The sequence below is a fragment of the Aeromonas sp. EERV15 genome (genome assembly GCF_900079845.1).
GTDB classification, from domain to species: domain Bacteria; phylum Pseudomonadota; class Gammaproteobacteria; order Enterobacterales; family Aeromonadaceae; genus Aeromonas; species Aeromonas sobria.
The window spans coordinates 13,705-39,822 of sequence record NZ_FKKY02000002.1 but is presented as its reverse complement, the minus strand read 5'-3'; the positions used below and the strand labels follow the sequence as shown (position 1 = coordinate 39,822).

Genomic DNA, 26,118 nt, shown 5'->3' with positions numbered 1-26,118 from the left:
ACATGGTGTAAGTAGTTACTTCCGCCTTGGTACACGTGTACGCCGAGATTTTTTTGCACTTACCGCTGAAACTTTAATAAAATAGGACTGGTTAGACCTCTTATTCGGCATTGAATCAAATAGGGATCGGTAAATGAAAGTTGTCGATTTTCTGAAGCGCAAGCGCGAAATTTTGGCGCAGCACCCCTTTGAGCTCAAGGATTGGCTCTCTCCGGCGATCCGCGACTACTGGCGTGAGTTTCAGCAAAAGGCACATCTTCACCCTTTGTTGGGACGTGTACTGGACTTGCAGAGTGAGTCTCAGAGCGAACAGCAACAGGATGCAGCAACCGTGGCACAAGTGGCCAACGGTCAGCCGATCATGGCCCAAGAGCCCGCGATGGCGTTGTCAGGCGAGATTGGCGAGCTCTATGGGGTTCTGCAGGCTCGGGTTGGCGAAGAGACCCATGTGGGTGAGTGGCTTCATATCAGCCAACAGATGATCGATCAGTTTGCTGCGGCAACCGGCGATAACCAATGGATCCACACCAATCCTGAGCGGGCGGCCGCCGAGTCGCCCTTCAAGACCACCATTGCTCACGGGTTCCTGACCCTGTCGCTGCTGCCGCAATTGACCGGTTCGGTCGATGAGGCCACCCCCGAGTTCCCGACCGCCCGTATGGTGGTGAACTTCGGGCTGGATCAGGTGCGTTTCCCGTACCCCATCAAGGTGGACAGCAACATCCGCGCTCGTACCAAGTTGGCACGGGTGACCCCGATAAAGGGTGGATTGGAGCTGCTCAAGGAGATCAAGGTGGAGATCGAAGGGATCCGCCGCCCGGGTTGCGTGATCGAGTCAGTGACCCGCATCTACTTCTAAGCGTCCTGATTGGCATGAATGATGAAACGGGCCCACTGTAGTGTTCAACTAACAGTGGGCCCGTTTTTTTGCCTGTTTGTTGCCAGTTGTGAGGTGTCAGCCATTGCGCGCCGACCCCAGCTTGATATGACTCACAAAACCGGACCCACAGCAGTTATCCCGCTCCCATTTTGGCCACATTGAGGTCTGACGAAATAGCATATTGTGCGACTATTGGCGCCTGATTCCCTATTCTGGTGACAATAGTGCCCATCAATCACAAGATTATTCTGCCACTACTGCTTAGCCTTGCTATCTTGCTGATCCCGACCCAGTGGATCCCGCTGGAGGGGATAACGGTGGTCGAGCAGCGAGTTGTGGCTATTTTCGTGCTGGCCGCCCTCTGCTGGATCCTGGAGCCTATCCCCATCTTCGCCACCTCGGTGCTGATCATAGTGCTGGAGTTGCTGCTGCTCTCTGACAAGGGGCTCTGGTTTATGACCGCCGGCAAGAGTGAGCCGGGATTTGGTGAGCTGCTCAAATCGACCGAAGTGATGGCGACCTTTGCCTCGCCGGTCATCATGCTGTTTCTCGGCGGTTTTTTCCTCGCTATCGCCGCCACCAAATATCAGCTGGACCTCAATCTGGCACGAGTGCTGCTGCGCCCCTTTGGCCGGGATCCCAAGATTGTCATGCTGGGATTGATGTTGATCACTGCCACCTTCTCCATGTTCATGAGCAATACCGCCACCACCGCCATGATGCTGGCTATTCTCTCACCGGTGCTGGCGGTCTTTCCCGACAAGGACCCCGCTAAAATCGGCTTCGTACTGGCCATTCCGCTGGCCGCTAACCTGGGTGGGATCGGTACCCCCATCGGCACTCCGCCCAACGCGGTGGCGCTCAAATACCTGACTGGCGAGCATGCTATCTCGTTCGGTCAGTGGATGGGGTTTGCGGTGCCCTTTGTCGCTGTACTGTTGTTGCTCGGCTGGTTTCTGCTGGGGCGCTTCTTCCCGAGTACCCTCAAGCGTATTGATCTCAAGATCGAGGGGCGCTTTATGCAGACCCCCCGTGCCTGGGTGGTCTACCTCACCTTCATCACCACCATAGTGCTCTGGCTGCTGGGGGACCTTCATGGCATGAGCTCCTATGTGGTTGCCCTGATCCCGGTAGCGGTGTTCCTGACCACCGGCATCATCACCAAAGATGATTTGCACAAGATCTCTCTCGACGTGCTCTGGCTGGTGTCAGGCGGTATCGCGTTGGGGCTGGCACTGGAGGACTCCGGTCTGGCGGAGCGACTCATCACCCATATTCCGTTCCATGAGTACTCCACGCTGGCGGTGCTGGTCGGCGCATGTCTGCTGGCGGTGGTGATGGCCAACTTCATGTCCAATACCGCAACCGCTAACTTGCTGTTGCCACTGGTCGCGGTGCTGGCGGTCAGCATGCCGGAGCTGGCGGAGTGGGGTGGCAGCCATACCCTGATCCTGGCGGTGACCATTTCGGTCTCGCTCGGAATGTCGCTGCCCATCAGTACCCCGCCCAATGCGCTGGCACACGCCACCGGCCTGGTGGAGAGCCGCCAGATGGTGCGGATCGGCGTCATCATGGGACTGGTCGGTACCCTGCTGGCGATGGTATGGATCTACCAGATTGCGGCTTGGGGGCTGATCTGACCATAGATCTTGCTTGTCATGCCATGGCCCTGCGTAGGTAAGGCAACACAGCATCGTGCACGCGAATGACAAGAGGAGCCAAATGGGCTCCTCTTGTTTGTGCTCGACTTTGTGATCGACTTAGAAACTGGCACCCAAACTGAGCAGATGCTTGAACTCGGTCTCTTTGTATTCTTGCTCGATGCCGAAGAAATTCACTTCCCCATCTTCCCACTCCATCTCACTTGACCAGGAAAGGCGCAGGTGATCGTTGAAGTAGTAGCGCAGGCCCACGCTGCCGGACACATCTCGATCCAGTGTGATATAGGGAGAGGGTTGATCCAGATAGACCAGATAGCGCCCCTGACTGAACAGCTCCAGTTTCTCCCGCCACAGCGGGATAGGTTGGCGATAATCCCAGTTCATGCTGGCAAAGGGATAATCAATGATCCGGTTGCCTTTAAAGAGCACCCCAATCCCGCTCTCTTCCCTGAAGTAGGCTTTGCGCAGGCCCCCTTGTGCCACGAACTCCAGCCGACGGCGCTTCTCGTTCCAGAAGCGGTAGCCCGGGCCTGTACCATAGTCGAGGCTGAGGTAGCTGCTCTCCAGCATGTCATATTCGGCATTGAGCGAGCTGCGTACAAACCACTGATGATCGAAAAAGTAGTCAAGGGTCGGGTTCAGCTTGTAGTCGTGGCTATTGGTGACGCTGTCAGAGGTTTCGTAGGAGTATTCACCGGAGAGGCTGTAGCGCCAGTCCAGATTGGCCAGCTCGGTTTTGCCCTTGAAGTTGACGTTGTTGGTGTGTTTGTCTTTGTTTTTGAGTTTGACGTTGAGATCGCCATTACCGGTCCAGAGCCAGGCATTGCGCTCATTCTGCTCATCCTTGAACAGCTTGATCCCCCCTTTGGCGGTCGCCTTGGGTTTATCCTGCTTCTCCAGTCGCCAGCGCTTGATGGCATCCCGCTGGACGGTAACTGCGCCGGTATAGGGCAGGGCGATACGCACCGACTCCTCGCCGATCTCTTCAATGGTGCCGGTCAGGCGATCGCCGTTGTTCATCCAGAGAATGTCCTTTGCCCACAAGCAGTGGCTGGTCAGGATGAGCACGAGGGGCAGGTATTTCATGGCGTATGACAACTCCGGTATGACTCAGGCTCTGATGGCGTAGCCACTGCTGATCTAGCCGCTGGATAGCTAGCTACTGATAGGCCGGGGCAGGCCATTTTTACTGTCCAGCGCAGCGGAGACTTCATCCTGTGCGACTTCAGGGGCCGCGATAAAGTGCTCTATGGCCGGTGATAGCACCAAAGGGGCCCCATTTTCAAGCTCCTCTTCGGTACGGGAGAGCGGGGAGTGCACCTCCAGCCAGCGCCGCCCATCCGGTTCGATGGCGACCTTGACCGGTTGGTTGATAACCCGCACCGGCGTGCCGATAGGCACCATCTTGAACAGTGCCTCGATATCGTCCGGCCGCAAGCGGATGCAGCCTGCGCTCACCCTCAGACCTACGCCAAAATCCTTGTTGGTGCCGTGGATCAGGTAGTCGCGCTTGCCATAGCCAAGGCGCATGGCGAACTTGCCGAGGGGGTTTTCCGGGCCGGGGGGCACCACGGCGGGCAGGGTGATCCCTTTTTGCTCCAGCCAGGATTTACGCACCATGGGGCCGGGCACCCAGGTCGGGTCGGGATTTTTCTCGATGACGGTGGTGGTCATCTCCGGCGTTTCGCGGCCGATATCACCGATCCCGATGGGCAGCACAATCACTTCGCTCTTGCCTTTGGGGAAGTAGTAGAGACGCAGCTCGGGCAGATTGATGACGATCCCTTCGCGCGGTACATCGGGCAGCAGCATCTGGGTTGGTAGCGTCAAGCGGGTGCCTGGCTTGGGTAAATAGGGGTCTACGCCGGGATTTGCCTCAAGCAACGCCAAAAAACCAATCTGGGTATGTTTGCCAACCAGCTCCAGATGCTCATCCTGCTGGATGATGTAATCCTCCAGCTCGCCCACGAGGCGGCTATCTGCCGGCGGCAACGGGTAGCGTTTGGCCTGCACCGGTGCGGCGCAGAGCATGGTCGCAGCCAGCAGCAGGGATAGCGCAGGCTTTATGGAGAGGGTCATGAGTATCGGCAATCGCATAGGGAGATCCATCAGTTCAATCGGGGCGGAAAATAATCAAAACAGCTGCCAGGATGGCGCGATTGTTCCTCAATCAGGCCATGATTACCAGCTTGCCGCTAACCCGCAACGGTTTAGGGATACATAGGAAACCTGCCAAAATCGGCTTCTTCTACATGTTTGAATGCCAAGTGGGAAAAACAGATACAAGATTGCGACCTGATGAATAAGTGCGGCGAAAGAGCGGTATGTTGAGGGACGGCCCCTGAACCCGGTCAGGTGGGCGAGGAAGTTGCCAGCGATCATTCACTTTGAATGGAAAAAGGTGCCCGGCACATGGGAAGGGAGATCATGGCTATTGAGGGTGGTTAGCGCGGTCGCATTGTGAGCCTGCTCCCAGATATCTTATTTAGCTATTTGATATATATCATATTTTGTTGCTATCCCGTCCAGGCTTGAGTCAAAATCTGCGCCATGGAGAGATGCCGGAGTGGCCGAACGGGATTGACTCGAAATCAATTGTGGCAGCAATGCCACCCAGGGTTCGAATCCCTGTCTCTCCGCCATATACCAAGCCCAGCCTTTTGATTAGGTTGGGCTTTTTCATTTTTTGTTTTTTTGGTATGCCATCCAGCATGCCATTAGGTATTGGCTGGTAGGGTATGCAGATGAACGGCCACCGATGCGATCCGTTCGCCCCCTCTTTTGATCAACTGGCGCTCGAATTCAGCCTGCGAAGCGAACAGGTTGAACGCGAGACGACCTTGGACGTGAGTATTAAACGATAACCTCTCCATTTAACCACTCCTGATTCATCGTCTCGGTATCTCCCAGGTAATCGAGTACCCAGGCCATGGCAAGCGAATGCTTGTCCTGGTTCCAGGCAATGTAGGATGGGCTGGAGATGAACTGTCGTTGTAGATCCAGGGCAACCAGGTCGCCTTGTTTGATAAATGGCTGTACCAGATGTGTCGGTGTCATACCCACGCATAAGCTTTCTCGCAAACAATCCAAGGCCGAGGCCCAGTTTGGCACCACCAACCGGCGCTGGTTGTCCAGGGTCCATGTGTCGCGAGTGGGAAGATTACGCGAGGTGTCGCGTATGCACAATGAAGGGTAGAACCGCAGTTGGTCGTCGTTTAGCGGACTACTCAAAGATGCTAGCGGGTGTCGGGCGCTGACGACACACAACCAGTTCAGCTGACCCATGTCGCGGAAGCTGTAGCGACTGGCCACCGGCACGGCACTATTGGCACCGATGACAATGTCGGCAGTCTCATCCGCGATAGCGTCCCATACACCGTTGAATTCTTCATACCCAAGCAGCAATTCCACATCGGGAAACTGCCGATAAAAATCCAGCACCAGTTGTTGGCAACGTTCTTGTTTGACGATGGCGTTGACCGTTACTTTTAACTGACCGCTCCATCCGTTGGCTACTTGCTGACACAGGCGGCGGGTGTCGAGCATATTTTTCATCACCTCCCGCGTTTGCTCAATGAAAAGCTTGCCAGCGGGTGTCAGCACCACGTCGCGATGGCGCCGGACGAACAGTGGCACAGCCAGCCATTGTTCTAGTTGGCGCACGGTGTAGCTGACCGCCGAAGGCACGCGGTGCAGTTCCTGAGCCGCGGCGCTGAAACTGCCGTGTCGTGCCACGGAGCTGACTACATCCAATGAATATTCAGACCACATTTACTTGCATTCAAAAATATTGATACATGTCATCATTTATTACCGCTTCACACCAAAAAATCAATAAATATAATGGCCGCTGCTAACAAAATATTTGTTTTTAATTTTTTGGAGTGTTGAATGAACAAATCCTTTGGCTTCACTGGCTACCTGATTGGGCTGAGTATGCTCGGCTATTTGGGCATGGATATGTACTTGCCTGCGTTTGGGGTCATGGGTCAGCAGTTGCAGATTTCGGCTGGCGCCGTAGGCATCAGCTTGAGCATTTTCCTCGCAGGCTTTGCCGTGGGACAGTTGCTATGGGGGCCGCTTTCGGATCGCATTGGGCGCAAGCCAGTTCTGCTCATGGGCTTGAGTTTGTTTGTGCTCGGTTGTCTGGGCATGTTTTGGGTCGAGAGCGCACCTCAGTTATGGGCGCTGCGGTTTATCCAGGCGATTGGCGTGTGTTCCGCAGCAGTCAGTTGGCAAGCGCTGGTGATCGACCGTTATTCGGCGGACAAAGCCCATCGAATGTTTGCCGGTATCATACCCCTGATGTCCCTATCACCTGCGCTGGCACCATTACTCGGTGCCTACGTATCGGATCAGTGGGGTTGGCGGGCAATCTTCGCGGTGTTGTTGGGTATTTCTCTGCTATTGCTGTTACTGACATTCGGTCTTAAATCGCAGCCAAAACGTCTGATCACCGACAAAGCCCCATCCCGGCTTGGTTATGGACATTTGCTCACGTCGCGGGTATTCACTGGTAACGTGATGATTTATGCTGCCAGTTCTGCCAGTTTCTTCGCTTGGCTGACCGCTTCGCCTTTTATCCTTGGTGATATGGGTTATAGCCCCAGTGATATTGGTTTGAGTTATGTGCCGCCTACACTCGCATTTTTAGTCGGTGGTTTCAGTTGCCGTAGCGCCTTGCAACATTTCCATGGCAAGACCTTGTTGCCTTGGTTACTGGTGGCGTATTGCCTCTGTATGGTGGTGTTGTATGTTGTTGCCACGTTCACCGAGCCAACCCTCTTTAGCTTACTGATCCCATTCAGCCTGATGGCGCTGGTTAATGCCGCCAGTTATCCGATCGTTATGACCAATGCGCTGATGCCATTTGTGGAAAACTCCGGCAAGGCTGCTGCGTTGCAAAATACGCTGCAATTGGGATTGTGCTTTCTTAGCAGCCTGCTGGTGTCATCCATGATCGAGCAGCCGCTGCAGATCACCGTGATCGTAATGCTGGCGAGCGCACCGTTGGCGCTGTTGGGCTATTGGTTAGCGCGTTCGAAACGTAATGGTCAATTAAAGTTGGCCACGGTTTAGTGAGCAAATTAGTCGCAGTACCAAAATTTGTAGGGAGTTAACCGATATTTCGCGCGCTGGTTGTGCAGTCTTGGCATTGACCTTGTCGGTAGTGGGTTACATGGCTGAGCGTACCTGCTCACAGTCATAGTTTAATGAGACACAGATAATTTAACGGTCAACAACCCAAACGTCAGGAGATAACCATGATAGCTGCTAATGTGATGACTAATACCCCCATTACCGTCAACGAAAACACCCCTGTATTTGAGGTTGTAGACTTGCTGCTCGATTTAAAAATAAGTGGATTACCGGTACTCGACAGTAACGGGATAATGGTAGGTATTATCACTGAGGGAGATTTGCTGCGCCGAAGTGAACTGGGTACGGAAATAAAACGCCCGCACTGGCAAGAACTCTTTTTAGGCCCAGACAGGCTTGCCAAGGACTACGTCCAAAGCCATGGCTGTTATGCAGGGGCGATTATGACCGCCAGACCGTTAACGGTCAGTCCAGAGGCGCCACTGGATGAGGTCATCGGTTTGATGGAAAACAATAATATCAAGCGAGTTCCCGTTGTGAAGGCAGACAAGTTAGTCGGTATTATCACCCGGGTTGACATTTTAAAGGCGCTTCGCACCATATTGCAACGCGACCGCACCCCAGAGAGGGCACATGAAAAAACTACCGATGACAACTCGATGCAAAAAGAAATAATAGACCGAATACATAGTCAGCCTTGGGCGCCCAAAAGCAATATCAGGATTAATGTCAAAAATGGTGTTGTAGATATCAGCGGTGCTATTTGGGATGAAAATATAAGAGCGGCCTTGATTACGTTGATAGAAGAGGTGACAGGCAATGGCGATATCTGTGATCATCTTGTTTTCATCGAGCCAACAACAGGATTTTGTATCGCCAGAGATGATTGATACATCTCCTCTGTTGATGGTGAATCTTGTCGATAATGGCGCCGCTTATAACGTGATGATTAATAGCCAATGGTTAATAACTTGAGTTTCAATAGTGCAGGAATTTAAAACGTCCCCTTTCCAATAAATCCCCTTCCTTAATGGCTGCCTACCCTCTATTTCACAGGCTTCAATGTTTAGTGAAAGGCCATCGCGGGGTGGATGGCATAATTTGGCAATGTATTAATGTCGTCATTTGGTGGGGTGCTGGAAAATGTTGTTTAACGTTAGTCGTATCTATACAGGAAATACTATAGCCAGTGTTATTTGATTCTTGGTTATTACTTGCTTGCACGAGAGCCTTTCTTACAACACATATTTAGCTCCAGCAATTTATGCCGAGCCAGAAGGAAAGTGAGATACAGAGTCAGGATGCCTCCGACAACGAGGCCTCTGTTATCTGAACAAAACACCAATACAAGCCATATGAAAATAGCTTACCGCTATGGTCTGCGAACCCCCATGGCCGCCTAGTAACATAGCCAATCTACCGACGGATGATATCAATGACCTACCCAGAAAAATGGCCGCCCGCGATCCAAACTCGTGCAGTGTCTTATATCCAGCCAGGGATTTCATCTTGGGGGCCAGCGATGACCGACGGCGCCCTGTCGGCCCTCATCGTCGAGGGCGGGGCCATGCGCAGCATTTTTGCCAGCGGAGTCCTCGATGCTTTCATCGAGAGTGGCTATTTCCCCTTTGATTTTGCCATCGGTGTCTCGGCCGGCGCGACGACCCTGCTCTCCTACCTGAGTGGGCAGACCCGTCGTAGCCACCACATCATTACCGAACTTGCCTGCAGCTCGGATTTCCTCGACCCGTTACGTTTCGTCAAGGGTGGCAATCTGGTAGACATTGGGTGGCTGTGGCGCACCAGCTGTCACCGTTTTCCACTCGATTTCGACACCTTTCGTGAGCGGGCAATCACTTTCTATGCGGTGACCACTGACGTGGAGACGGGCTGTGCCGCCTACTTGCCGGTACGTCATGACAATATGGCTGAGGTGCTGACGGCCACTTGCTCCTTACCCGTGGTGCAGCATGAAACACCCTGTGTCGAAGGTCGTCCCATGGCGGACGGCGGTCTCAGTGACTCCATCCCGGTGATCGAAGCCTATCGCCGTGGAGCCCGCCAGCTGATGGTCATCCTGTCCGAGCCATGGGGATATAGAAAGAAGCCAGCACGCTTCTGCTGGATGGTGAAGACATTGCTAAAGACCCAGCCCGCGCTGGCCAACGCCATGCTGATGCGTGCGTATCACTACAACCGAGCCCTCGATTTCATCGCCAATCCCCCTGCTGATTGCAAGATTGAGGTGATAGCACCGCCCGGTGACTTTGCGGTATCTCGTTTCACCAAAGATCCAGCCAAGCTCGACGCCGGTTACCTGCAGGGCTACTGGCAGGGATGCCAGAGCCTGTTGCAGGCCAGAGAAGAGATAGCCTGAGCGATTAGGCGGCAGAGACGAGTCAATGGCGGTTCATGAGCATTCATCAGGGCCCCGGATGTCCGCCACGCCCTGTTTTTTTCATACCTGTGAGCGTTAGTCGGGTCTCTGTGCCGCCGCGCTTTACTGGCCATTGCATCGGGATACCACTCCCCGAATATGGGGATCATTGGCTAGATCGCGGGGCGATATTCCGCGTGCGTCATGCACCGAATAAATGACGATGTAACCATCACTCATCATAAAAATTGAGTGCAGTCAGTGGTTGATCACTCGTTTGCCGGTTTAGGGGGCATTCGCCACATTGTTGTCATTTTTGCAGTTGAACTTGAAATCGCTTTCAGAAATCCTTTTCAACTGTGATCTGCTTCATAGCTTTTTCCGTCGCCAGGCTCTAGCATGACGGCACGAATTTGGGGCTCACGCCCTCGATTTTCCCGCTGTGGGAAGTACCGGACAATCCGGCTATTTCCTTCGTTACTTTCGACGGTCATCACGGATGGCCGTTTTTTTTTGAGTTATTTCGCAGTTAAGGGTCGAGCCGCTGACGCTTTACCGTTAAAATTCCGCTTTTGCACCTGCCCGTGAGTCTTGATGTCTGCGTCCACCCTCTCTTCGGATAGTTATGCCCTGCTCAGCACCCTGCAATTGCAGCGCGTCGCCAGTACCCGTTTGCTGCAAGATCAACTGGCGGTTGGCCATGCGCTGATCGATAAACTGACTCCGCTGCAAGAGGCCGGGTTGGTGAGATTGCGCGGAGAGCAGCAGTGGAGCTTGACTGCCGAAGGCACCCTGGCCTTGATCCTCGGGGTGCGTGCCGGACTCTGCCCAGCACCGGACTGGAGCCGGGTGCCCTCGTTGACCGGGCAGGACCTCACCCATGCGGTGGTGCGCGAGCTATGTCGCGGCAAGGCGGGTGAGATCCCGACCTATTTTTCCGCCAGCGATCTGCTGACCCTGCTCGATACCCCGGATGCATACCAACTGTTGGCAGGCTCCAGCCCCGCCTGGCAGCAACTGCTGCTGGAGCACTTCTCGCTGCAACTGCTGCTCGATGCCCCTTATGAAGAGCGCTGGCCGCTGGCCAATGCCCTGGTGCGCTGTACTCCCGAGGTACAGACCCGGGCCAAAGAGTGTGAGGCCGAGTGGCACTGGCTTTGCGGTGATGGTGAGCTGGAGAGCAACAAGGATGCCGCCACCTGCTGGCCTGCGCTGCAGGCGCTGGCCCAGCAGAGCCAGAGTGGCCCGCTCGATGAGCATTTGCTGACGGCGCTGGGTCAGTGGCAGGGCGGTGATGAAGGTAATGCCGGGCAGTGGCCCCGTTCGTTCAGCGCCCTGCTCTGGCTTGGCTGGTTGCAGCAGGCCGATCCGGTCATTGCCAGCGAACAGCGCAAGAAGTGGCAGCGCAGCCTGACCGGCCAGTTCCCGCTGCTTTCTGATCTGCTCAGCCAGTGGGCAGGCGATCGCCACGGTCAGGCGGTCGGTCTGTTCGACACCCTGCAACTGCCGGTGGAGGAGCTTCACTGGGGTTATCTCTGGCTCGATCTCTGCGCGTTGGCCCGTCACGGTGCCCAGAGCCCACAGGTGGCGATGCTGCACAAGTGGGATCTTACCCATCTGCTCGATGCCGAGCCCCATCATCGCCTGATGGCGTTTTGTCAGGATCTGCTGCGTATTCTGCTGGGGGAGGGTGCCAAAGGGGCGCCGCTTTGCCAGCTGCGCAGCAGTCATGGCACGGCGGATAGTCAAGCTGATGAGCAAGAAGAGGAGGCCGACGAAGATAACAGTGCGGCCTCTGCCAGCTGGCTCAACTGGTTGCAGGGGTTGGGTCGCTCCAGCGGGGTGCGCAAGCCCCAGGAGCGGTTGGTGTGGCTGCTCCATGCCGAGGGCCCGGAGCTGGAGTGCAAGATCCAGAAACTGAGTACCAAGGGGGAGTGGACCGCTGGGCGTCGGGTCGATCCGGCGCTGCTCTCCACCCAATATGCGGCCATGCTCGATGAGCACGACTGGGCGCTGGTGCGCCCCCTGCCACGGGTGATGGGACAGTTGCCGCGGGATGTCTGGCCACCGCTGGCCGATCATCCGCGGTTGTTCAATGCCAAGGGGCAAAAGCTGCAACTGGCTATCAGTGCCCCTCTGCTGCAGGTAGTCGCCACCGAGCAGGGGATGAGTGCGGCGCTCTGCCCGGATGCCGCGGCGCGCGGGGCTCATATAGTGCCGTTGGCGCAAGACTTGTGGCAGTTGATCCTCACCCCGCAGCCGCTGCTCGACCGGCTGCCTGCGCTCGAATCTATCCCGCTGCTGCCCGCCGAAGGGCTCGCCGAGCTGCAACGGACCCTGGATGGTATTGCTGAACTCCCTTGGCACAGTCAGGTCGAGGGGCTTAGCGGCAATGCCGAACTGGCCCCCTGGCCGGGTATTCCGTCAGTGCAACTGGATTGGCAGGATGGCCAACTGTCGGTCAAGCTGGTCACCCGCTTTGACGAGCTGCCACCCCAGCCCCTTGGTAAGGGGGAGCCCATCGTACGGCAGGGGATCAAGGCGTATCACTACTGGCTGCGTGATCTCGCGGCAGAGAAGGTACAGGCCCAGTTGCTGCGTAATCAATTGCCCATCGGCCTGCCCGGCAGCGAGTGGTTGCTGCAAGGGGAGCAGGCACTGGCGCTGGTCAATGCCCTGCCCGAGCTGGTGGATGCCGGCGTGGTGATTCACTGGCATCAGGACAGCGCCCGCCTCAAGAGCCTTGATGAAGCGGCCCTGAGCCTGCGCATCGAGCGGCGGCAGGACTGGTTCCAGGTCGAAGGGGCGCTGGCGCTCGATGAGCATCAGATCCTCGATCTGCGCCTTATTTTGCGCCAGATGACCCCGGGCCAGCGCACCGTTCAGCTCGACGAGAAGACCAGCCTGATGTTGAGCGACAAGCTGGTGGAGCGGCTTACCATGCTGGGGGCCATGCTCGATGAAGAGCAGCGCATCAACAACAAGCTGGCCTATCCGCTCACGCGCCTGCTCTCGGTCATCACCACCGAGGGGGATACGGCGTGGCAATCCCTACAGCAGGAGTGGCAGCAGGAGGTCGCGTGCCCAGACGAGCTGCTCACCGCGCTGCGAGACTACCAGAAGGATGGGGTGCGCTGGCTGGCGACCCTGGCCCATCATGGTTTTGGTGCCTGTCTGGCCGATGACATGGGTCTGGGCAAGACACTGCAGGCGCTGATCGTACTGCGGATGCGCCAGCACTTGGGCCCGGCGCTGGTGGTGGTGCCCAAGTCAGTGGTCACCAACTGGCAGGAAGAGGTGGCTCGCTTCGCCCCCGAACTGGAGGTGGTGGTGTTTGAACATGCGTCCGGGCGCGAAGCGATTATTCGCGAGGCCAAGGCCGGTCAGTTGATCCTCATCAACTACGGCATGCTCGGCAGTCTGGCGGAGGCACTCAAATCCCGCCGCTGGTCGAGCATGGTGCTCGATGAGGCGCAGCAGATCAAAAATGCCGGCACCCAGCGCGCCAAGCTGCTGTTCCAGCTCGACGGTGATTTTCGCCTCGCCCTCTCCGGCACCCCCATCGAGAACCATCTGGGGGAGCTGTGGAGCCTGTTTACCTTTATCAACCCGGGGCTGCTCGGTAGCCTCGGTGAGTTCAAGCGCCGCTTTGGCAAGGCGGTCAAGGATCCCCAGCACATGGCGCTGCTGCGTGCGGTGATCAGCCCCTTCATCCTGCGCCGTCTCAAGCAGCAGGTGCTGACCGAGTTGCCGGACAAGACCGAGATCATCCACCACATCAGCCTCTCCCCCGAAGAGCGTCAGCTCTACGAAGCGACCCGGCGCGAGGTGGTGCAGCAGGTGCAAAGTGCCGATGGCCGCGCCCTGATGCATGTGCTGAGTGGCCTGACCCGGCTACGTCGGCTCTGTTGTTCGCCGGAGCTGGTGATGCCCGAGTGGTCGCAAACCAGCAGCAAGCTGGACGAGGCGATGGCGCTGCTGGAAGAGGCCATCGATAACGGTCATCGGGTATTGGTGTTCAGCCAGTTTGTCGATCTGCTGAGCCTGCTGCGCGCCCGTATCGAGCAAAAATCGTGGGATTACTGCTATCTGGATGGCGCCTGCTCGGCCAAATCCCGCCAGGAGTCCATCCTGCGTTTTCGCCATGAAGCGGTGCCGCTGTTTCTGATCAGCCTCAAGGCGGGGGGCACCGGCCTCAACCTGACTCAGGCCGATACCGTGCTGCACCTCGATCCCTGGTGGAACCCGGCGGTGGAAGATCAGGCGAGCGATCGGGCCCACCGGATGGGACAGACCCAGCCGGTGACAGTGTACCGGCTGGTGTGCGAGCAGACGGTGGAGGAGAAGATCGTCGCCCTGCACGACGAGAAGCGGGCGCTGGCCGATGGCTTGCTAAGCGGCCAGTCGGAGGTGCGCGGGTTGGACGTAGAGAGCCTGCGGGCCCTGTTGATGGGCTGATTGGCTTAACCGCTTATCCACACCGCCTATTCATACAGAAAAGGGGAGAACATCCAAAGATGTTCTCCCCTTTCTCATTTGGGATGCTGATGTGGGATGTGCCGTTTATCGCGGCAAGGCGGCCCAGTTATCCCTGCTCCAGTCACCCCTGATAGAGATAGAGGTGCAGCCGCTCGATGATGGGCTCGCCGCCAATTTTACGATCTCGCCGCGCCTGTCGGCTCTTGGGGGGATAGTTGCCCAGATGGGTGACCGCAGGCGGGGTATCGGAGCAGAGCAGCAGCGGCAGGCTGGCCTTGATCTGCTGCTTGCGCGGGGTGCGCTCCAGCCAGAGCAGGTTGATCATCGGGTGGGTCTTGACCGGGCGGCGGATCCGCAACTCGGCATCGGCGGGCAGGCGGCGAATGTCATACACCTCCTGATCCACCATCTTGCTCCACTCCTCGTTGTTGGAGAGGGCCGGAATGTAGCGGCGGCTGCGCTCCAGCATCTCCAGCACCTGCTCGCGACTGAGGCGATTGATGGTCTGCTTGTCGGCCCAGGTAAAGCCGAGGGACTGCAGCTCCCCGGCCAGCAGGGTCAGTTTGCGATAGACCTGCAAGGTGATCACCCCGGGCAGGGCGGTGTGCACCAGATCAAACTTCTCGTCCCGTCCGCCCGCCTGCTGCACCAGTGCCTTGAAATCGAGCTTGTGCTGGTTGATTTGGTCGATCAGCGGTTGCAGCAAGGGGGCGGCGGCAGCAGGAAAGCGCAACCAGCCGGGCAGCCGATGAGTCGCCTTGGTGGAGCAGCCGGGGCGGGCACTGTGATCCCGATAGGCGGCGAGGGTGGCCGCCAGCGCCGCTTCACCGTTGAGGTAACCCACCTCAATCTGTTCGATCGGGTCGTGCTCTTCCCCTTGCGGCACCGGAGGAAGGGGGTAGACATGGGCCTCTTGCAGCGTGAGCTGGCCGAGCAGGTCAGTCAGCTGGTGCAAGGAGGCTTCAATGGCTTCCATCTGTTGGCGCAGGGCCGCGGTCGGGGTAAAGGTATCCATCGATGATCCTGTGGTTTCATCCGCCGTTGACGGCATAAGCGATGGCGTCAGGGCGGGCGACTAAACTACTGTATAAATAACCATATCATTGTGTCGGTTGCGCGCCAAGGGGCTCGTTTGCAGGTTGCTGTTCAGCAGGATGTGAGTGAATGACCTGAAGTTTGTTTTATGTATCATTGTGTTAAATGGAGATCACCAAAAGATCGCCTGATTAACAACTGAATGTAATGGTGGGGTTGCCAGCGCTTGGGGGCATATTGGCGAGTGCATAGGCAGGGCGGTAAATTGCATATGTAAGGTGGTGTCATGCAGCACAATATGCTGTGGGCAGTGGATGGCCGAATGGTGATTTAATTACTCTTTATAAATCAAATGATTAAAATTGTATCAGTCAGATTTATGCCATTAGTTTTACTAATGTAATGTATCAAAATTCGTCAATTGAGTCGGATGCTCTCCCTGACTAAGCTTTGCGCATCAAATAAAGCCCAGTGCGCAAACATAATCCAGAGGAGCCACAACATGGCCAACATGACTTATACCGAAACCGGTTACCAGCAGTCCAGCCAATTGAATCTGGTTGCCCGGGTGAAAATGGCCGTTCTGACCTGGCTGGAGCGTAGCCGCAGCCGTCGCCAGCTCTCCGAGCTGCCCGAGTACCTGCTCAAAGACATCGGCCTGAACGAAGCTGACCGTTATCAAGAGACCACCAAGCCGTTCTGGCGTGGTTGATCAGCCGGGCATGGATGCCTTGTTTTTCTGTTGACTCGTTTACTGCTCCGCCCCTGTAGCGCCCTGCTATCAGTCTGGCAATAGTCTGTTTTATCTCCCCTGCTTTCCTCTTGTTGTTCGTTGATCCTCTTTCCTCTCCTCTTTATTTCACATCGCTACTGTCATTGCTGTCATCGTTCGATTGTTATCACAATTGTGTCGTTAATGTTTGAATTTGTTTAAAAAACGATTTTAAGCCGCGATGCCTTGCGTATAATCCGGCCATAGTGATCCAGAGCAAGAGGGTGAGACGGATGATTCCCCAGCACGATTTTTTGGCCCTGACCCGCAGTAATGAGTGGCAGCTTGAGCCCTTTGATTTTGCCTTGCCCGACGGCGCGCGGGTCAGCGTCTGGGATACGGGAGTGCTCTGTCTGGAGCCTGCCAAAGGCGCAGGCGAATTGCCGGGCGGGCGCAAGGATATCGTGCTCTCTTGCGGCATTCACGGCAACGAGACCGCCCCCATCGAAATCTGCAACCAGCTGCTGAGCCGCCTGCTCTCTGGCGAGCTGAGCGCCCGCCATCGGCTGTTGTTCCTGTTTGGCAATCCGGCGGCGATGAATCTGGGGCTGCGGGAGGTAGAAGAGAACATGAACCGGCTCTTCTCTGGCGCCCACAGCAAGGGGGAGGGGCTCTGCAATCGGGAGCGGATCCGCGCCATGCGCCTCGAACAGTATGTGAGCCGCTTCTTTGCCGATCCGGCCCGGCCCCGTTATCACTACGATCTGCACACCGCCATTCGCGGCTCCCGCCACGAGAAGTTTGCCGTCTACCCCTTCCCCCACGAGCGGCGCCACTGCCGCGAGCAGGTGCAGTTCCTTGGCGCCTGCGGGGTGCGCACCCTATTGCTGTCTAATGCCCCCACCACCACCTTCAGCTACTACAGCTCCCGCCAGCATGGGGCCCATGCCTTCACGGTGGAGCTGGGCAAGGTTCGGCCGTTTGGTGAGAACGACATGACACGCTTTATCGAGACCCGGCAAGCGCTGCAAGAGTTGGTGAGTCAGGATGAAGTTGTGCTGGAGCCCTGGCGGGCGGAGGATTTCACCCTGTTTGCCATCGATCGGGTGATCACTAAAAAATCGGCGGACTTTCGCTTCCTGTTTGCCAGCGATGTGGACAACTTCACCGAATTTCCCCAAGGGTTCGTGTTGGCCGAGGATGGCGAGCTGCGCTACACGGTTGAGCAGCCGCGAGAAGCCGTCGTCTTTCCCAATGCCAACGTGGCGGTAGGCCAGCGCACCGTGCTGCTGGTGGTGCCAACAAGGCTCTGGGAATAGCGCTGAGCTCTTTGCCGGCAGAGTGGTGAGGCGTTCGCAGGCAGCGCCAAGCCATCGCTTGGGTTGGCAGCTGAGACACAGCGTTTTGCCGCAGGAATAAAAAAACGGGGCCAGTCATCTGACTGGCCCCGTTTTGTATCGGGTTCAAGGGGGGGCGCTTAGCTGTTGTTCTTCACAAACAGGGTCAGCTCCTGACCGGGCTTGAGGTACTCCCCTTTATCCAGCTGGTTCCAGCGCATCACATCGTTGATGGCAACCTGGAAGCGGGCTGCGATTGAGGAGACAGAGTCACCGCGGCGTACCTGATACACCATCGATTTACCGCTCTTCTTTCCTGGCTTGGTATAGACCACCAACTTCATGCCCGGCTTGAGTGCCGACTTGGCATTCAGACCGTTCCATTTGGCCAGTTCGCTATGGGAGACACCATGGGTCTGGCTGATGCTCCACAAGTTGTCACCTGAGCGGACTTTATAGTTGATCTTGTTTTGGCTGCTGCCACGGCTGGCAAGCTGCTGAGGCTTGCTGGCAGGAGTGGCTTTGCTGCTGACCCGACCGTTGCCCGGGATCTCCAGTCGCTGACCACGACGCAGGTTATTGCTGCGCAGATTGTTGGCCAGCTTCAGTTCACTGACGCTGACGCCGTGATTCTGGGCGATCCGTGACAGGGTGTCGCCACTGGTGACCAGATAGGAGCCAGAGCCGGTGGTGGTGCGAGTGCGCTCACTTTGGGGCAGATCGGCCAGCGCCAGCTCCAGGGTATCGGCATACTCTACCGGTACCAGCAGACGGTAAGGGCCACGGGGGGACATCACGCCACGGCTCAAGGCCGGATTGACCTCCTTGAGCTGTGAGGTGCGCAGGCCCGCCAGTTGTGCCGCCACGTTCAGATCGATCCGGCTACCGGTATCTACCACCCGCAGCTGCGGCTGGTTGGCGAGCACCGGCAATTGGACGTTGTACTTGTCGGCATTGCTGATCATGTCCGCCATGGCCAAGATCTTGGGGACATACATCCGGGTTTCGCGGGGCAGGTCCAGCGACCAGTAATCGGTCGGTCGACCGGCGCGCTGGTTGCGTTGAATGGCACTGCGCACCCGACCTTCACCGGCATTGTAGGCGGCCAGGGTTTGCAGCCAGTCGCCATCAAAGAAGCGGTTGAGGTATTCCAGATAATCGAGCGCCGCATTGGTGGAGGCCATCACATCGCGGCGACCGTCATACCAGTTGTCATGGCGCAGACCGAAGTTCTTACCCGTGGCGGGCACAAACTGCCACAGACCTACCGCATTGCTGCGGGATCGGGCATGGGGATCAAACATGCTTTCGATCATCGGGACAGTAATAAGCTCCATTGGCAGCTCACGCCGTTCAATCTCCGCCACCATCAAATAGAGGTAGGGTTCAGCCCGGCTGGCAATGGTCGCCAGATGCATATCATTACGCAACAGCAATGCACGTTGTTGACGCACGCGATCATTCTCTGGGGTATCAAGCTGCATGTCATTGCTGATACGTACCCACAGATTGTCGGTATCTTCCATTTCGTCTAGCTGTTCATCGCCAAACAGAAAACCGGAAGCGTGCTTTTTGTGCGCTTTTTTGTTGACTTGGGGGGACTTGATCGACTCGATTGCCGTTAGCGCCCGGTCATCCTGATGGCTCAGGTTTTGGCAGCCGCTGAGCAACAGCGCCGCCAATAAGGCCGTTCGTACCTTCATCTCGCTCCGGTCATTTTTAGGAAAAACAGCGGGCATCATAAGGGGCAATGCCCCTTTGATCAAGGTTTGTTCAAAAAACGTCCTTCCACTGGCGCAGTATGGTGAAGGTATCTACCGGATTTTCCACGCATTTTAGCCCATGCTTTTCAGCAGAAAATTTTACCGAATCCTGCTCGCAGCGCAGAAAAATGTTGAAAGTGCGCTCGTCTGCCAGTCGGGTCGGCAGGCTTGGCAGCCCTTGCTGGCGCAGTTTGCTGATCAGACCGATCTGACGCTGGATCGCCGGGTTGCCCGGTTCGACCGCATAGGCAAACCGCAGGTTGGAGAGGGTGTATTCGTGGGCACAATAAATGAGGGTCTCATCGGGCAGGGCGGCGAGCCGTTGCAGCGAGTGGTACATCTGCTCCGGCGTCCCTTCAAACAGGCGGCCACAACCGGCCGAGAAGAGGGTGTCGCCACAAAACAGCATGCCGTTGCCATGGTAGGCGATGTGGCCACGGGTGTGGCCGGGCACATGGAGCACCTCGAGGGCGAGGCCGTGCCAGGTGATCTGATCGCCGTCGTCCAGCCACTGGCCGTGGTGATCCGGCATGGGGTCAAGTTTGGGGCCATAGAGTCTGGCATGGGGGAAGTGGGCGAGCAGTTCAGTGACGCCGCCCACATGATCATGATGATGATGGGTCAGCAAAATGGCATCGAGTTGCAACCCCAGCACTGCGAGCCGCTCCAGCACCGGCGCGGCCTCGCCAGGATCGACCACCAGGCAGTGATTTTCGTGGCGGATCAACCAGATATAGTTGTCATTAAAGGCAGGAACTGTGATGACGGTATACATGAGTTTGCTTCTCTTTAGGGAGGGTATCTTATATAACAGGATGGCGTTCGAAACCCCGAGTTGAGCTCTATTATGCAGGTGGCACATACCGAACAACAAATCGAGATACCGACCAGCTGGTCTGCCCTCCCTATGGGAGATTGGGTAGCCGCAGAAATCCAGGATCGGCTCGACAACTGGTGTCCCAATCTGTTTGGTTATCATCTGCTGAAAATTGGCGCCCTGAGTGCCGAACTCTCCTGTAAACGCTCATCCATTCGCCATCAAATAGGGGTGGCACCCAGCGGGCGCTTGCTCGATATGTATGGCGATCCGCTGGATCTGCCAGTACGTACCGGTAGCGTCGATGCCTGCCTGCTGGCCCACTGCCTCGACTTCTCTGCCGATCCCCATCAGGTATTGCGTGAAGCCGAACGGGTGCTGACCGACGATGGCTGGTTGATCATCAGTGGCTACAACCCCTTGAGTCTGGTCGGGATAGGTCATTGTGTGCCGTTCTTGCGGCGAAAACTGCCCTGGTCGGCACGGATGTTCACCCCGGGACGAGTCACGGACTGGCTCCATCTATTGGGCTGTGAAGTGATGTTTGATGATCGTTTTGGCTACTCGCTCATGGGCAAGCAGAGCTGGCATAGCTGGTGGCGAGAGAGTGTCGGGCGGGATTACTGCAGGGCGTTTGCTTCGGTATACGTGATCGCGGCCCGTAAACGGCGCTTTCCATTGCTCCCGGTGCGGCGGCGCTGGCAGTTGCCAAAGTCACTTGCCACACCGGGAATGGCACGTCAGGGCTGGTAGCCGGTATCCTCGGCCAGATCCTTGCCGCAGGCGGCGTCACGGGCCAGTTCGTCACAGCGCTCGTTTTCGGGGTGACCCGAATGGCCTTTCACCCAGAGCCATTCGATCTGATGGCGAGCCACTTCCGCATCCAGCTCCTTCCAGAGATCGACATTTTTGACCGGCTGACGGCTGGCGGTGATCCACCCTTTTTTCTTCCAGCCGATGATCCACTGGGTGATCCCCTGGCGCACATACTGGCTGTCGGTGGTGAGACGTACCTTGCACGGTTCGTTGAGGGTGCGCAGGCCCATGATGGCGGCCATCAGCTCCATCCGGTTATTGGTGGTCAGGGTAAAGCCTGCGGAAATCTCTTTACGATGGGTACCGTAGACCATGACGGCGCCGTAACCACCGGGGCCGGGATTACCGAGGCAGGAGCCATCGGTATAGACATCAATGTGTTTTAACATGAGCAATCAATCTGTTTTAGCATGAGGCTTGGGGTAAACTAGCGAGTAAAACCGAAGTTTGACATAGATTGGATCATGAACACACCCCAACTGAATCGCCAGATCATCCTGGATACTGAAACCACGGGTATGAACACCAGTGGCGGCCCTATCTATATGGGTCACCGCATCATCGAAATCGGCTGTGTGGAGGTGATCAACCGCAAGCTGACCGGTAATCACTACCACGTCTATATCAAGCCGGATCGGCTGGTTGACCCGGAAGCCATCCAGGTGCACGGCATTACGGATGCGTATCTGGCTGACAAGCCTCCCTTCAGACAGATAGCTGATGACTTCATCGAGTTTATTCGTGGCGCAGAGCTTATCGCTCACAACGCTCCGTTTGACGTCAGCTTTATGGATTATGAGTTCAGCAAGCTCGGACTCGACTTCAAGACGGCAGATATCTGCAGCATCACAGATACCCTGGCGATGGCCCGGGATATCTTTCCCGGCAAGCGTAACAACCTGGATGTGCTGTGTGATCGCTACGGCATAGACAACTCTCACCGGACCTTGCACGGGGCTTTGCTCGATGCGGAGATCCTGGCGGATGTCTATCTGCTGATGACCGGTGGCCAGACCAAGCTGAATCTGGCGAGCGAAAACAGCGAAAATGAAAACAATCAGGACACCAGTATTCGGCGGCTGGAGAGCAACCGTCCCGCGCTCAACATTGTGCGCGCCACTGCCGAGGATCTGGCACTGCACGAGGCCCGACTCGATTTGGTGCAGAAAAAAGGAGGTAGTTGCCTGTGGCGAGAGTGAGCAAGTGGTGGGGCTGCCTGCTGCTGTTAGCCTCGTTGGGCGCAACAGCGACCGAGACTGAGGTGTTTGCACCCTCTGATATTCCGTTGCTGGATAACCGTTTTCGTATTGATTACGGGGTGAAGGAGATCACCTTTATCGTCAAGCGCAAGCCACAAACTCCTTCGGTGATCTTGGTGCGGCCCGATGGTAGCAAGCTCTATGTGGGCAAGGTCAAACCCGATGAGGTTGGCTGGCTGGCACTCCCTGAACATGACCTTATCACCCTGCGCAATCCCATGCCCGGTCCCTGGCAGGCCATTGGCGAGGTCGACCCCGATAATCGGGTGCGCATCCTCTCCGATATCCGGCTCGATATCGCGGCGCTACCGATGCAGCTCTATCAGGGGGAGCTGATCAAGCTCAAGTCATGGCTGTTGATTAATGGTCAGCCGCCAAAGGATAAATATTACCTCTCTGATCTGGGGATGACCGTCAAGCTGCAATCCTTCAGCGATGCCAGCCAGCAAAGAGTGGTGCTGGATGAGGTACTTGGCCACTATCGCGATGATGGCAAGGGGCTCGATGAAGTGCCGGGCGATGGCATCATGACCGCTGAAGTGAGCCTGCAGGATATTCCCGGCGGTAAGTACCGCGCCATGTTCAGCACCGGTAATCAGGTGTTCGTGCGGGCCCGTTATCAGGATATCCTGCTCTATCCCTCTCCGTTTACCTATAGCCTTGCGCCGCCTTCAGAAGAGTTGGGCGCCAAACTTTCACTTCTTATAGATCGTGATGAACTGGATCCTGCCTCTGTGGTGGTTAAAGGCCGTGTGACCAGTAATGCGGGGGGGGATTACGCTTTTAGCGAGATGGCCATTGAGCCCAAATTGGACATTGATCTCTCCATGATCACCGCTGTCGGGCAACATGTGGTGAATGCCACCCTTTATGGCACCACCCTGCAGGGCCGTGAGCTGAAAATCACCTTACCGGCCAAAACCTTCAACATCTTTCCGCCACCACCACCTCCTGAGCCTGTGGTGGTAGCGCCAGTGGCCTCCAGTGCTGCAGCGACTGATGAAGTAGCAGAAAAGCAAGGTATAAGCTGGTTAGTCTGGGTGCTGGCCGGTGGCGGGGTGTTATTGGCCGTTATTCTGGGTGGGGTCGGATTTGTGGTGGTGCAAAAACGGCGGGCCCTCAAGCGTGCCCTGGCTGCCGCGCAGGCTGAAAATCAGCAATCGGCGCAACCTGCCGCCAAGCTGGATCTTAACTTGCCAGAGCAGTGATGGATGAGTTGCCGCATCGGTGCGCAACCATCCTGAACCACAAACGGTGACCCACAATAGAACACGGGAGGCAGGTTCGACTGGTTTATCGCCAGCAGATCCTGCCTCCCGTTTGTTGATATGAGGCGCCATGGCGCCTCATGGTGTTGCTAGCGTGCCGCTTTGACCGCCAAGCCCAGCTGCCACACCGCCATGGCGTAGTGGGTGCTGTGGTTGTAGCGAGTGATGGCGTAGAAGTTGGGCAGGCCGTACCAGTATTGGTAGCCGGTGCCCACATCGAGGCGCAGCAGGCTCGACTCGCTGTGGTTGCCCAGGCTGCTGGTGGGGGTCAAACCGGCGCTGCGCAAGGTGGCAACCGGGTAGCGGGTCTGGAAGCCGTGCTCATAGCCGGGCAGTTGCCCCTGGCCGCGCACCGCCACCGGTTGGCCTTTCTCCCAGCCGTGGGCTTTAAAGTAGTTGGCGACGCTGCCGATGGCATCCACCGGATCCCACAAGTTGGTGTGGCCGTTACCGTCAAAGTCCACCGCATAGCGCTGGAAGCTGGAGGGCATGAACTGGCCATAACCCATGGCGCCGGCGTAGGAGCCCTTGGGTTCTGCCGGATCCATCCCCTCGTCACGGGTCATCACCAGGAAGGCTTCCAGCTCGCTCGTGAAGAACTCGGCGCGGCGCGGGTAATCAAACGCCAGGGTGGCCAGCGCATCCAGAATCCGGGTCTTGCCCATTACCCGGCCCCAGCGGGTCTCGACCCCGATAATGCCGACGATGATCTCCGGCGGTACCCCATAGATCTGTTCTGCCCGATTGAGCTCGCTCGCGTATTCACGCCAGAAGTTGACGCCGTTTTGCACGTTGTCGGGGGTGATGAACTTGGCGCGATAGCGGTTCCAGGCACCGGTCGGGCCGGTGGGCTTGGCGGTAGTCGGCGCCTGTGCATCCATCAGGCGGATGATCCAGTCGTAACGCTCTGCCTGTGCCAGCACCTGATGCAGTTGTGTGTTATCAAAACCGTGCTTCTCGACCATCTTCTGGACGAATCTGTCCACATTGGCGCGATTGGCGAAATCCCCTTTGCTAACCCCTTGTGTGTAAACGGGTTTGTTCGAGGGTGCCTGATTGATAAAGGCGCTGTTGGGCTGGGGGATGACCACGGGCTTGGGGGCCGGGGCGCTGCTGCAGCCACCGAGCAGGGGGAATAACGACAGAGTGAGAAGAGAGGCAAGGCGACGCATAGGGTTCTCAAAGAGACTGAAAAAAGTGCCGTCATGGTAAAACATTGTCATCCGCGTGCAAGTGTTCCGTGTGCCTTGTTGGCCGTCAATTCATCGAGCGATGGATTAGCCCTCCGGTGAGGGCTGCACTGTTCAGCGAGGGGTCAGCGCGGGGTGTAACGTAGAGTGTGATAACCGCTCCAGAGCCGGGTCAGGGTAGTGATGAGGCAGAGCAGGGCAAAGCCGTAGGCGAGCGGGGCGAAGGCGGCGGGCCACAGGCACATCAGTACAAAGAGGGCGATGGTCTCGCTCCCCTCGGTGAGGCCGCCCAGATAGTAGAGGGATTTGTGGTGGTAGACCGGATTGTCGATCCCCCGCTTGCCCGCCATGATGGCAAATGCCAGAAAGCTCGAGCCGGTGCCCATAAAGGCAAACAGCAGGGTGGCGGCGGGCAGCGCATTGGCAGGGGCGGCGAAGGCAAAGCCCAGCACCACGGCGGCGTAGAAAATAAAGTCGAGCGTGATGTCGAGAAAGCCGCCGCAGTCGGTGATGCCGGTTTCCCGCGCTACGGCGCCATCGAGCCCGTCCAGCAAGCGGTTGAGCAGGATGGCCGCGAGCGCCCACTGATAGCAGCCAAAGGCCAGCAGCGGCAGCGCCAGCATGCCGATGGCAAATCCGGTGAGGCTTATCTGGTTTGCACTGATCCCGGCACGGCAGAGCGGTTTGGCAAGCTGGGTGAGAGGGCTGCGGATCACGGGGATCAGATGGCGATCAAACAAGGTGAACACTCCTCGGTTAACAGTGGCATTCGGTGAGGTTGAGTATGGTGCCCGGCGCGTCTTCCGCATCGTGGGTCACCAGAATAGCGGGGATGGCCAGCGCCTTGATCTGCGCGAACACCAGCTCGCGAAAGGCGGCCCGCAGCGGCTTGTCGAGGCGGGAGAAGGGCTCGTCCAGCAGCAGGGCGTCGGGTTCGGCCAACAGTGCCCGCAGCAGGCTGACCCGCGCCCGCTGACCCCCTGACAGCAGTTGCGGTAGCTTGTCAGCCTGATCCGCCAGTGCGACCTGCGCCAACGCGGTCAGCGCCTTTTCCTGCCGCGTGCGTTTTCCCTTGATAGTTGCAGGCATGCCGAACATCAGGTTCTCCGCCACCGTCAGATGGTCAAACAGCAGATCATCCTGAAACAGCATACCGATGCGCCGCGCCTGTGCGGGCAAGGGGGTGAGTAGTCGCTCGCTGAGCCTTACCTCCCCCTCCAGCCGGATCGGGCCGCTATCTGTCTGCGCGCCCGGCAGTACCCCCGCCAGCCCTGCCAGCAGCGAGCTCTTGCCACAGCCACTGGGGCCCATCAGGGTCAACACCTCGCCTGGCGCAACCTGCAGGGCGGGCAGTGAGAACAGCAGGTTCTCCTCCAGATAGAGGCGAAGAGGCGTGGTGCTCAGCATATGGCCATTTCCATCAT

Annotated in this window: 21 protein-coding genes and 1 tRNA gene; 12 read left to right on the top strand and 10 right to left on the bottom strand. The window is 57.1% G+C overall.

Translation table 11 applies throughout. The annotated features are described in order from the left end of the window. Positions 1 to 133: 133 nt before the first annotated feature. Together BN4575_RS01980 and BN4575_RS01975 are read left to right on the top strand one after the other, a co-directional pair. Positions 134 to 859, top strand: a complete 726-nt coding sequence (locus BN4575_RS01980; RefSeq protein WP_068976928.1) for a MaoC family dehydratase — start codon at positions 134 to 136, stop codon at positions 857 to 859. Positions 860 to 1,104: 245 nt separating this feature from the next. After that, the gene (locus BN4575_RS01975; RefSeq protein ID WP_068976927.1) at positions 1,105 to 2,520 is read left to right on the top strand and encodes an SLC13 family permease; all 1,416 of its coding nucleotides are present in this window, start codon (positions 1,105 to 1,107) and stop codon (positions 2,518 to 2,520) included. A gap of 120 nt (positions 2,521 to 2,640) precedes the next feature. Here BN4575_RS01975 and BN4575_RS01970 read toward each other — a convergent pair whose 3' ends face one another. Together BN4575_RS01970 and BN4575_RS01965 are read right to left on the bottom strand one after the other, a co-directional pair. Further along, positions 2,641 to 3,627, bottom strand: a complete 987-nt coding sequence (locus tag BN4575_RS01970) for a DUF481 domain-containing protein (RefSeq protein WP_068976926.1) — start codon at positions 3,625 to 3,627, stop codon at positions 2,641 to 2,643. A gap of 69 nt (positions 3,628 to 3,696) precedes the next feature. Then, positions 3,697 to 4,572 carry a L,D-transpeptidase family protein gene (locus tag BN4575_RS01965; RefSeq protein ID WP_141689700.1) on the bottom strand — a complete coding sequence of 292 codons (876 nt, stop codon included), beginning with the start codon at positions 4,570 to 4,572 and terminating at the stop codon, positions 3,697 to 3,699. A 521-nt stretch (positions 4,573 to 5,093) separates the two neighbouring features. Here BN4575_RS01965 and BN4575_RS01960 point away from each other — a divergent pair. Further along, positions 5,094 to 5,183: transfer RNA gene (locus BN4575_RS01960), tRNA-Ser, on the top strand. Positions 5,184 to 5,394: 211 nt separating this feature from the next. Here the strand turns inward: BN4575_RS01960 and punR are convergent. After that, positions 5,395 to 6,312: a DNA-binding transcriptional activator PunR gene (punR, locus tag BN4575_RS01955; protein WP_068976924.1), complete on the bottom strand. Its 918-nt coding sequence runs from the start codon at positions 6,310 to 6,312 to the stop codon at positions 5,395 to 5,397. A 120-nt stretch (positions 6,313 to 6,432) separates the two neighbouring features. On the opposite strand from punR, the gene punC reads away from it, so the two are divergent. The 4 genes from punC (at position 6,433) to BN4575_RS01935 (ending at position 14,476) form a co-directional block, all read left to right on the top strand. Further along, positions 6,433 to 7,620 carry a purine nucleoside transporter PunC gene (gene punC, locus BN4575_RS01950; RefSeq protein WP_068976923.1) on the top strand — a complete coding sequence of 396 codons (1,188 nt, stop codon included), beginning with the start codon at positions 6,433 to 6,435 and terminating at the stop codon, positions 7,618 to 7,620. 185 nt (positions 7,621 to 7,805) lie between these two features. Beyond that, on the top strand, positions 7,806 to 8,531 hold the full coding sequence (locus tag BN4575_RS01945) for a CBS domain-containing protein (protein WP_068976922.1): 726 nt from the start codon (positions 7,806 to 7,808) through the stop codon (positions 8,529 to 8,531). A gap of 632 nt (positions 8,532 to 9,163) precedes the next feature. Then, a complete protein-coding gene (locus BN4575_RS01940) occupies positions 9,164 to 10,018 on the top strand; it encodes a patatin-like phospholipase family protein (protein ID WP_068976921.1) in 855 nt (284 codons plus the stop codon). A gap of 594 nt (positions 10,019 to 10,612) precedes the next feature. Next, on the top strand, positions 10,613 to 14,476 hold the full coding sequence (locus BN4575_RS01935; protein ID WP_068976920.1) for a DEAD/DEAH box helicase: 3,864 nt from the start codon (positions 10,613 to 10,615) through the stop codon (positions 14,474 to 14,476). Between the two features lie 142 nt (positions 14,477 to 14,618). Here BN4575_RS01935 and BN4575_RS01930 read toward each other — a convergent pair whose 3' ends face one another. Continuing rightward, positions 14,619 to 15,512, bottom strand: coding sequence for a DNA replication terminus site-binding protein (locus tag BN4575_RS01930; RefSeq protein WP_068976919.1), 894 nt, complete (start codon positions 15,510 to 15,512; stop codon positions 14,619 to 14,621). Between the two features lie 522 nt (positions 15,513 to 16,034). Here BN4575_RS01930 and BN4575_RS01925 point away from each other — a divergent pair. Then, entirely contained in the window at positions 16,035 to 16,244 is a 210-nt protein-coding gene (locus tag BN4575_RS01925) for a DUF1127 domain-containing protein (protein WP_042021218.1), read from the top strand. A 293-nt stretch (positions 16,245 to 16,537) separates the two neighbouring features. After that, the gene (gene astE / locus BN4575_RS01920; protein WP_068976918.1) at positions 16,538 to 17,563 is read left to right on the top strand and encodes a succinylglutamate desuccinylase; all 1,026 of its coding nucleotides are present in this window, start codon (positions 16,538 to 16,540) and stop codon (positions 17,561 to 17,563) included. A gap of 158 nt (positions 17,564 to 17,721) precedes the next feature. On the opposite strand, the gene BN4575_RS01915 is transcribed toward astE, so the two are convergent. After that, positions 17,722 to 19,284, bottom strand: coding sequence for a lytic transglycosylase (locus BN4575_RS01915; protein WP_068976917.1), 1,563 nt, complete (start codon positions 19,282 to 19,284; stop codon positions 17,722 to 17,724). A 70-nt stretch (positions 19,285 to 19,354) separates the two neighbouring features. Further along, the gene (gloB, locus tag BN4575_RS01910) at positions 19,355 to 20,119 is read right to left on the bottom strand and encodes a hydroxyacylglutathione hydrolase (protein ID WP_068976916.1); all 765 of its coding nucleotides are present in this window, start codon (positions 20,117 to 20,119) and stop codon (positions 19,355 to 19,357) included. A gap of 72 nt (positions 20,120 to 20,191) precedes the next feature. On the opposite strand from gloB, the gene BN4575_RS01905 reads away from it, so the two are divergent. Then, a complete protein-coding gene (locus tag BN4575_RS01905; protein ID WP_042021223.1) occupies positions 20,192 to 20,914 on the top strand; it encodes a methyltransferase domain-containing protein in 723 nt (240 codons plus the stop codon). Here the strand turns inward: BN4575_RS01905 and rnhA are convergent. Continuing rightward, complete coding sequence (rnhA, locus tag BN4575_RS01900) at positions 20,902 to 21,366, bottom strand: ribonuclease HI (RefSeq protein ID WP_042021226.1); 465 nt, start codon at positions 21,364 to 21,366, stop codon at positions 20,902 to 20,904. The two genes, BN4575_RS01905 and rnhA, sit on opposite strands and share 13 nt — an antisense overlap. 75 nt (positions 21,367 to 21,441) lie before the next feature. Between rnhA and dnaQ the strand changes: the two genes are divergently transcribed. Both dnaQ and BN4575_RS01890 read left to right on the top strand, forming a co-directional pair. Next, positions 21,442 to 22,176, top strand: coding sequence for a DNA polymerase III subunit epsilon (gene dnaQ / locus BN4575_RS01895; protein WP_068976915.1), 735 nt, complete (start codon positions 21,442 to 21,444; stop codon positions 22,174 to 22,176). Next, positions 22,173 to 23,444: a TIGR03503 family protein gene (locus BN4575_RS01890; protein ID WP_068976914.1), complete on the top strand. Its 1,272-nt coding sequence runs from the start codon at positions 22,173 to 22,175 to the stop codon at positions 23,442 to 23,444. The genes dnaQ and BN4575_RS01890 overlap by 4 nt, the downstream gene beginning before the upstream one ends. A 149-nt stretch (positions 23,445 to 23,593) precedes the next feature. Here BN4575_RS01890 and mltB read toward each other — a convergent pair whose 3' ends face one another. From mltB to BN4575_RS01875, 3 genes are all read right to left on the bottom strand, one after another. After that, positions 23,594 to 24,676, bottom strand: coding sequence for a lytic murein transglycosylase B (gene mltB, locus BN4575_RS01885; protein ID WP_068977116.1), 1,083 nt, complete (start codon positions 24,674 to 24,676; stop codon positions 23,594 to 23,596). 143 nt (positions 24,677 to 24,819) lie between these two features. Further along, positions 24,820 to 25,434 carry a CDP-alcohol phosphatidyltransferase family protein gene (locus BN4575_RS01880; protein ID WP_068976913.1) on the bottom strand — a complete coding sequence of 205 codons (615 nt, stop codon included), beginning with the start codon at positions 25,432 to 25,434 and terminating at the stop codon, positions 24,820 to 24,822. A 16-nt stretch (positions 25,435 to 25,450) separates the two neighbouring features. Further along, positions 25,451 to 26,101, bottom strand: a complete 651-nt coding sequence (locus tag BN4575_RS01875) for an ATP-binding cassette domain-containing protein (RefSeq protein ID WP_068976912.1) — start codon at positions 26,099 to 26,101, stop codon at positions 25,451 to 25,453. Positions 26,102 to 26,118 lie beyond the last annotated feature (17 nt).